The 7131-nt window shown below is 66.8% G+C and carries 7 protein-coding genes; all 7 read right to left on the bottom strand.

The genetic code is table 11. The features are described from left to right. Position 1 precedes the first annotated feature (1 nt). Positions 2-979, bottom strand: a complete 978-nt coding sequence (locus RR928_RS23630; protein ID WP_332538964.1) for a type II secretion system F family protein — start codon at positions 977-979, stop codon at positions 2-4. Then, entirely contained in the window at positions 976-2295 is a 1320-nt protein-coding gene (locus RR928_RS23625) for a CpaF family protein (RefSeq protein ID WP_332684493.1), read from the bottom strand. The genes RR928_RS23630 and RR928_RS23625 overlap by 4 nt, the downstream gene beginning before the upstream one ends. A 7-nt stretch (positions 2296-2302) precedes the next feature. After that, the gene (locus RR928_RS23620) at positions 2303-3754 is read right to left on the bottom strand and encodes an AAA family ATPase (RefSeq protein WP_332538962.1); all 1452 of its coding nucleotides are present in this window, start codon (positions 3752-3754) and stop codon (positions 2303-2305) included. 4 nt (positions 3755-3758) lie between these two features. Continuing rightward, positions 3759-5147, bottom strand: a complete 1389-nt coding sequence (locus RR928_RS23615; RefSeq protein ID WP_332538961.1) for a type II and III secretion system protein family protein — start codon at positions 5145-5147, stop codon at positions 3759-3761. A 63-nt stretch (positions 5148-5210) separates the two neighbouring features. Beyond that, on the bottom strand, positions 5211-6230 hold the full coding sequence (gene cpaB, locus RR928_RS23610) for a Flp pilus assembly protein CpaB (protein ID WP_332684490.1): 1020 nt from the start codon (positions 6228-6230) through the stop codon (positions 5211-5213). A gap of 148 nt (positions 6231-6378) precedes the next feature. Further along, complete coding sequence (locus tag RR928_RS23605) at positions 6379-6951, bottom strand: A24 family peptidase (RefSeq protein ID WP_332538958.1); 573 nt, start codon at positions 6949-6951, stop codon at positions 6379-6381. Positions 6952-6967: 16 nt separating this feature from the next. Continuing rightward, a complete protein-coding gene (locus RR928_RS23600) occupies positions 6968-7129 on the bottom strand; it encodes a Flp family type IVb pilin (protein WP_332684495.1) in 162 nt (53 codons plus the stop codon). Between the last annotated feature and the right edge of the window lie 2 nt (positions 7130-7131).

The following is a 7131-nucleotide window of genomic DNA, read 5'->3' as shown; positions in this document are numbered from 1 at the left end:
CCTAGCGCAGCCTTGCGAGGCGGTACAGCAGAAACGAGCCGAAGACCTGCAGCGCCGCGGCAACGAGAATCATCTTCTGGCCCATGGCATCGTTCCACATGCGCATGAAGTAGCCCTGGTTGAGCAGCATGATCATGGTCCCGACCACGATCGGCAGCAGCGCGAGAATCCAGGCCGACATCCGCACTTCGGCGGACATGGAGTGCAATTCCCGCTCGGCCGATTGCCGGTCGCGGATGTAGCTCGAGACGCGCTCGAGCACCATGTCGGCGCGGCCGCCATAGCGCGTGGTCATGCGAAACACCGCGGCCAGCAGGCCGAACTCCGGCACGCCCCAGGTGCGTTCGAGCTGCGCCATGGCCTGGCCCAGGTCGGGCGAGACGTTCAGCGAGGCCGAGGCGTGCTGCAGCGCCGTTCCCAGCGGCGGCGGCACATTGCTGCTGGCGAACTGGAAGGCCGCATGCAGCGAGTTGCCGATGGACAGCAGCCGCACCATGTTGTCGAGAAAGCTGGGCAGCTGCGTGAGCATCTTTGCGCGGCGCCGGTTCAGGCGCAGCCAGATGCCGAATATGCCCAGCAGCAGGCACAGGCCCAGCACCATCAAGCCGACGATCATCCCGCCTTGCAGCGCCGCGATGACCGCCAGCCCGAGCGCGGCCAGCGCCAGCGTGGCGAGCGCGCGCGGCGCAATGCCCCAGGCCTTGTAGCCCAGATACTCCTTGAGGCGGCGCAGGCTCTCGTGCCGGGAGGGCGCCTGTGCCGGCGCGGGCATTGGCATCGGCGACACCAAAGCGCTGGGCAGATTCAGCGCTTCGCCGGCCTGCAGTTCACGTCGTATGTCGAGACCGCGGCGCAGCGTGCTCTGGATGGACTGCTGCGTCTGCTTGCGGCGCGCGCTCGCGAACAGCCACAGCGCCAGCGCCAGCAGCACGCAGGCCAGCGCGCACAGAACAAGAACGGCGGGGGCCAGGGCCGTCATCGTTCGCTCCCATGTTGCTGCTGCTGCGAGCGCCACCAGCTCAGCAGCTTGGGAGAATGCGGCGAGATGCCCATGGACACCCAGTGATCGAGTTCCTGGCCGTCGGCGCCCATCTGTGGCTCGTAGCGATAAAGCTCCTGCATCGAGATGACGTTGTCCGACATGCCGGTCACTTCGGTCAGCGACAGCAGGCGGCGCCGGCCGTTGGACAGGCGGCCGATCTGCACGATGAAGTCGATCGCGTTCGCGATCTGCCGGCGCAGGCTGCTTTCGCTGCCCTGGAAGCCGGCAAAGCCGGCAAGCATTTCCGCGCGGTAAAGGCACTCGCGCGGCGAGCTCGCGTGTATCGTGCCCATGGAGCCATCGTGGCCGGTGTTCATGGCCTGCAGCAGGTCCAGCACTTCGCCGCTGCGCACTTCGCCGACGATGATGCGGTCCGGCCGCATGCGCAGGCTGTTGACCAGCAGATCGCGGATGCTCACATGGCCTGTGCCGTCAAAGCTGCCGGGCCGGCTTTCGAGCCGCACCACATGGCTGTGGTTCAGCGACAGCTCCGCCGTGTCCTCGATGCTGACGATGCGCTCACGGCCGGGAATGAAGGTGGCCAGCGCGTTGAGCAGCGAAGTCTTGCCCGAGCTGGTGCCGCCGCTGATCAGGATATTGCAGCGCGACTGCACGGCCATTTCCAGAATGCGGCTGATGTCGGCATTGAAGGTGCCGAGCTTGACCAGGTCCTTGGGCGTGAGCGGGTCCTTGCGGAACTTGCGTATCGACACCGACGGCCCGTCGATGGACAGCGGCGCGATGATGACGTTGATGCGGCCGCCGTCGGGCAGCCGCGCGTCGACCATGGGACTGGATTCGTCGAGCCGCCGGCCCAGCGGCGCAAGAATCCGGCGCACGATGCGCAGCACATGTTCGTCGTCCTTGAACTGCGATGTCTCGCGCTTGAGCACGCCGCCGCGCGAGACATAGATGTCCTTGTAGCCGTTGATCAGCACGTCCTCCACGTTCGGGTCGTCGAGCAGTGGCTGCAGCGGCCCCAGGCCCGTGAGCTCGCGCGTCAACGCGCTGGCGACCAGATGGGCCTCCTGCTCGTTCACGGGCACGGCGTGCAGCCGGATGAAGCTGTCTAGCTCCAGCGACACGAACTGCGAAATCGCCGCCGGCGACCAGCGGCCGAACTCCGCGCCCAGCTCCTCGATACGGCTCAGCAGATGGTCGTAGGCATTGTTCTTGAGATCGGCGAGCAGCGCGCTGTTCTCGAACTCGGCGGGGCTGACAGGCGCATGTGGGGAGTAAGCCGTGTTCATCATGGTGCGTTCAGTGGTGGCTGATGCGGTGCAGCAGCCGGTTGAGCGGGTTCGCAGATGCCGTTTTCGCCGGTGCCATTTCCGGGTGGTGATCCGCCAGCAGGCGATCGACCAGCTTTTCGACCACCTGCACATAGGGTTCGCGCGTTTGCTGGGGCGTGAACAGCTTTCCCTGGTTGACCACCTGGGCCAGCTCACGGCGGCGCTCGGGAAGGTGGGCCAGCAGCGGCAGCTGCAGCTGGCGCGCGATCTGCTCGGCACTCAGTTCCAGGCCCGTGTCATGCCGGCTGATGATCAGTTGGCGGCGGTTGCGCGGGATCTGCAGCACATCGAGCTGCTGCAGCAATTCGGCGGTCCAGACCACGCTGGCCACGCTCTGGTCGCAGACCACCCAGACTTCGCTGGCCGCGGGCAGTACGTCCTTGAGCATCTGCGCGGAATCGGTCGCGCCCATGTCGAGCACGATGTGGCGGAAATAGTGGCCCAGCCGGTTGAGCAGCGCCTGGACTTCGATCGATGGCAAGGCATGGGCCTGGCGCGACAGCGTCAGCAGGCGCAAGCCGCTGGCGTGGCGTGCGAGCGCACTTTGCGCCATCCGCCGGTCCAGGCGGCGCTGCTGGCTGACCGCGTCGGTGAAGCCGAACTCGCCGGGCGTGTTGAGGTAGATGGCGCAGTCGCCGCCGGGAGTGCCGAGTTCTATCAGCAGGCTGGACAGCGATTCCTTGGGCGTTGCATCCGCGGTCGCCTTGTCCGGGGTTACCGGTGCCGGGCCGCCCAGGCGCAGCTGCAGATGCCAGCTCAGGTGGGCTGCGAGCAGGCTGCAGCCCAGGCCCGCGCGCGCCGAGATGATGGCAGTCTGCGGCGCCAGCGATGCATGCAGGCCTGTTGAAGGCGGATGGCTCAGCAGCTTGCGCACCACGAGCTGCGCGGTCTCTATGGATCCGTCGATATCGAGGAAGTCCTGCACGCCGGTGCGCAGCGCCGCGAGCATGCACTGGGCGTGGCGCGCCCGGCCCACGGCCAGTCGGGGAATCTGCGGGTATTGCAGCTGCAGTTGCGCGGACAGCGCGACGGCGGCTTCGATGCAGCAGGGATCGAACTGGATCAGCACTGCATACGGCTGGTGGTCCAGCACGAGGTCGGTCACGCCTTCCTGAAAGCGCGACAGATGCAGGGCCGGGCCTTTCATCACATGCTGCATCCAGGTCTGGATCAGCGCGCCTTCCGAAAACTCGGCATGCACCAGCAGCAGCGGCACTTTCGGGCTGTCCGCCGCGGCCGTTGCGTCCACCTGCGGCTCGGCCGGGCGCCTGGCGGGCGGCGGCTGCAGTGGTTCGGGCCGCAGCGCTGCGGGCTCCAGCGGCGCATCGGTCTCGGGCGCGTGCGCGGCCAGCAGATCGGCAAGCGACGGTACCGGGGACTTGTCGCCTGGAGGCAAGGGGCCGAAGGGTTCTTTGCTCATGGCATCAATAGGAGAAGCCCGGCAAGGCCGAGTTGACATAGGGTGCGCCGACCAGATAAGGCGTCCAGACCTGCGCCGCATTGCGGTTCTCCGCGCCGGCCCCGGGCAGCAGCGCCTCGAGATTGGTGTTGGCGGGAAGGGGGTGGACCAGGCGCGGCGTCACGATGATCACCAGCTCGGTCTCTTCCTGCGAATAGTTGAGGTTCTTGAAGAAAGTGCCCAGGATGGGCAGGTCGCCGAGCAGCGGTACCTTGTTGATGTTGGAGATCGTGGCGCGGCTGACCAGGCCGCCGATGACGAAGCTTTCGCCGTCGGCCAGTTCGACCATGGTGTCGGCGCGGCGCGTGCGCACGGCCGGCACCGAGACGCCGCTGATGGTCAGAGCCTGGCTGTAGTCGAGGTCGCTGGCCTCGGGCGCCACTTTCAGCGCAATGCGTTCGTCGGACAGAATCGTCGGGGTGAGCTGCAGCTTGACGCCGAATTCCTTGTATTCGATCGCGATATTGCCATCGCGCGCTGGCACGGGAATGGGAATCTCGCCGCCCGCGAGAAAGCTCGCGCTCTGGCCGCTGTGCGCGACCAGCGTCGGCTTGGCGAGCACGCGCGCCAGGCCGTTGCCTTCGAGAAAGCCCAGCTGCGCGGTGATGCCCTGGCCGCTGAAAGCCTTGCCGAAGCCCAGCACCAGGTTCATCGCGGCGGCCAGCGCGTTCGTGCCGCTGCCGTCGGTGCCTGACGAAGTGCCGCTGTCACTGCCTTTGACCGTCGCGGCTCCAGGAGTGAAGACGCCAAACTGGAAACCGTGGTTGTTGCGGCCGCTGGTCAGGTTCATGCCGGCGCGGCGCAGCGCCGACTTCTTGAACTCCACCACCTGCACATCGACCTGCACGGTATTGCTGGCCACCTTGATCTCGGAGCGGTCGACCAGCAGCGCGTCCTTGGCGCCGGTGGAGCGCAGTTCGGCCAGCGCCTGCGCATGCTGGGGCAGCGCACCCAGGCGGCGCTCGAGCACCAGGCGCTGCATGCCCACGCGCACCTGCCGGGTGTAGGGCGCACCGTTGGCGGGCCAGACAACGAGCGTGGTGGTTCCCGGCGCCTTGGGCGTGAGCAGCAGTTGCGCGGCGCGTGGACCCGCGGCGCGCGCTGCGCCCAGATCGCGCAGCACTTTGACATCCAGCACCGCGGGGTCGCCAACCGCGATGCGCGCCACGGCTGCGTTCTCCTGCAGCAGATGCTGCTGGCCCACGGTCAGATCCAGCGCGGGGCCGGCATCGCCCATGCGTGATTCGTTGGGTGCAGGCGTCGACTGGGCCATGCCGTTCGAGGGGCTTGCGCACAGGGCCAGGCTGCCCAGCAGGCCCAGGACTGTCGATTGCGAAATGGTGGCGGTTTTCATGGTCTTTAACCCTGTGTGCTCGATTAAGGCCGGTGGCGTTCTTCCGCAGGCGCAGGCGGGGTCTCAATAGCTCACGGTCTGTACGGCGCTTCCCTGGTAAAGCTCCACGGACTGCTGGCGTGGCGGCGGGCTGGGGGCGGGACGCCCGGCGGTCGATTGCATGGCGGGCGGTGGGCGGCGGGTGTTTTTCGCATCCGCTCCGCTCGCCAGGTCCTTGAAGCTCAGACCCGCGTACGAGCGGTCCGCGGGCTGCAGCTGTTGGCCTTTGGGCAGGCGACCGGCCACAGGCTGCAGCACCGTGGGCAGGGCTGCGAACAGCGAGGCGTCGGGCACGCTGGCGTCGTCGGGATGGCGCAGGGCAAGGGTCAGCTGGCCGTATTTCTCGGCCAGCGTCAGGCGCTGCACATCGTCGAGCGCCACGGCAAGAACCGCGGTGTTGGCGTTGTCGCCGCGCGTGCCCTGGTTGTCGCGCGCGCCGCGGCGCACGCCGGCGGCGCCCTCTTGCTCCTGCGCCTTGCGCTGATCCGCCGTGGGCGGAGGGTTTTCCACGCTGGCTGCGCCGTAGGCAAGCACCCGGCTGCGCGCGAGCAGCAAGCGCGTCTGGGTGTCGACGGCGGCCTGATCGCTCTTGCCGTCGAGCGTGAAGAACACATCGACAAAATCGCCGGGGCGGATATGGTGGCCTGCGGCCATGGGTTCCTTGACCGCGACCGATACCGCGCGCTGGCCGTTTTCCAGCTGCAGCGCCAGACCCTGGATCAGATGCTGCTCGAACAAGGGCGTCTCGGCCGGCAGGGCCATCACGGTAGTGCGGCCCAGCACGGCGTCGGTGCTGCCGAAACTGCTGGCGACGGCCGCGGGCAGCTGCACAATCTTCACATCTTCGGCTACCAGACGCTGTCCGGCTGGAATGGCCTTGGCGGCCACCACCACCGCATGCTGCTCCACTTTTTCCTTGGGCGGCGCAGCCGTCGCGACTGCAGCGACTGCCCTGTCGGCGGGGCGGCTCAGCATCCAGGCCCCGATGGCCAGGCCAATGGCCAGAACGAGCAGCAGCCCGGCAAGAATCTTGGTGAGGTTCATGGCGTGCGGGCCCTCTTTTGTTATGGTGAAAATGCCGGGTGCACCAGGCATTGGCGCGGCGCGGTAACTTGGCTTTCGGGGCGTGGCGGCATCAAGCCTTGGCCGGTCTCGAAAGCGAAATTCCCGTGTACGTAGTGGCGCTGCATGGCTACGCCTTCAAGTTCGGCAGCGCGGGCTCGAAGGCCAGCACCAGCCAGATGGCGGTCAGCGCCATATAGCCCGCATAGGGAACGCTGCGTTCGATCGCACGCGGCTGGCCGCTGGACGCGGCGCGGGGCTCCGGAGCAAACAGCGCCGTCGCGGCCCGCAAAGGCAGATGTGCCTGCAGCCAGCTGCCCGTCGGCGTTGCCGCCAGCCTGCGCCGCGCGAGCACCAGCAGTCCATGAATGCCCGCCAGCAGGCTGCCGCCTATCCAGATGATCAGCAGGGAAGGCGACAAGCCGAACCACAGTCCTGCCACGGCGGCAAACTTGACGTCGCCCGCGCCCATCCAGCGCATTGCGTAGAAAGGCAGCAGCGCGGCAAATGCCACCAGCATGCCCAGCAGCGCCTTCCAGGCCGTGACCTGGAAAGGCTGTATATCGGTTGCAAGTGCCACCAGGCCCATGCCCAGACCCAGCAAGACCATCCAGTTGCGCACCTTGCGCATGCGCAGGTCCATGACGGCTATGGCTATCAGCCACAGCAGCCAGAGGGGAATCATTAGGGAGGGGACGAGCATGGACCATTGGTCCTCTTCAGGGGACTGCTGGCAGCTTGTTTCCAATCGCGGTAAAGAGCGTACTCAGATCACCTTCAAGTGCTGTCAACGCGGTGATGAGTCCCACTGCAATCAACCCCGCGATGAGCCCGTACTCAATGGCGGTAGCACCTTCTTCGTCATTCCAGAAGCGTTGGATGA

The sequence above is a fragment of the Comamonas sp. genome, from assembly GCF_036666375.1.
Lineage (GTDB): Bacteria > Pseudomonadota > Gammaproteobacteria > Burkholderiales > Burkholderiaceae_C > Comamonas.
Note: the sequence above shows the minus strand (reverse complement) of the source record. Positions and strands in the feature narration are given on the sequence as shown.

Bases quoted from the DNA above. Each gene is read 5' to 3' on its own strand.
- RR928_RS23615 (WP_332538961.1), bottom strand. From the start codon at position 5,147: ATGAAAACCGCCACCATTTCGCAATCGACAGTCCTGGGCCTGCTGGGC.
- RR928_RS23605 (WP_332538958.1), bottom strand. From the start codon at position 6,951: ATGCTCGTCCCCTCCCTAATGATTCCCCTCTGGCTGCTGTGGCTGATA.
- cpaB (WP_332684490.1), bottom strand. From the start codon at position 6,230: ATGAACCTCACCAAGATTCTTGCCGGGCTGCTGCTCGTTCTGGCCATT.
- RR928_RS23630 (WP_332538964.1), bottom strand. From the start codon at position 979: ATGACGGCCCTGGCCCCCGCCGTTCTTGTTCTGTGCGCGCTGGCCTGC.
- RR928_RS23620 (WP_332538962.1), bottom strand. From the start codon at position 3,754: ATGAGCAAAGAACCCTTCGGCCCCTTGCCTCCAGGCGACAAGTCCCCG.
- RR928_RS23625 (WP_332684493.1), bottom strand. From the start codon at position 2,295: ATGATGAACACGGCTTACTCCCCACATGCGCCTGTCAGCCCCGCCGAG.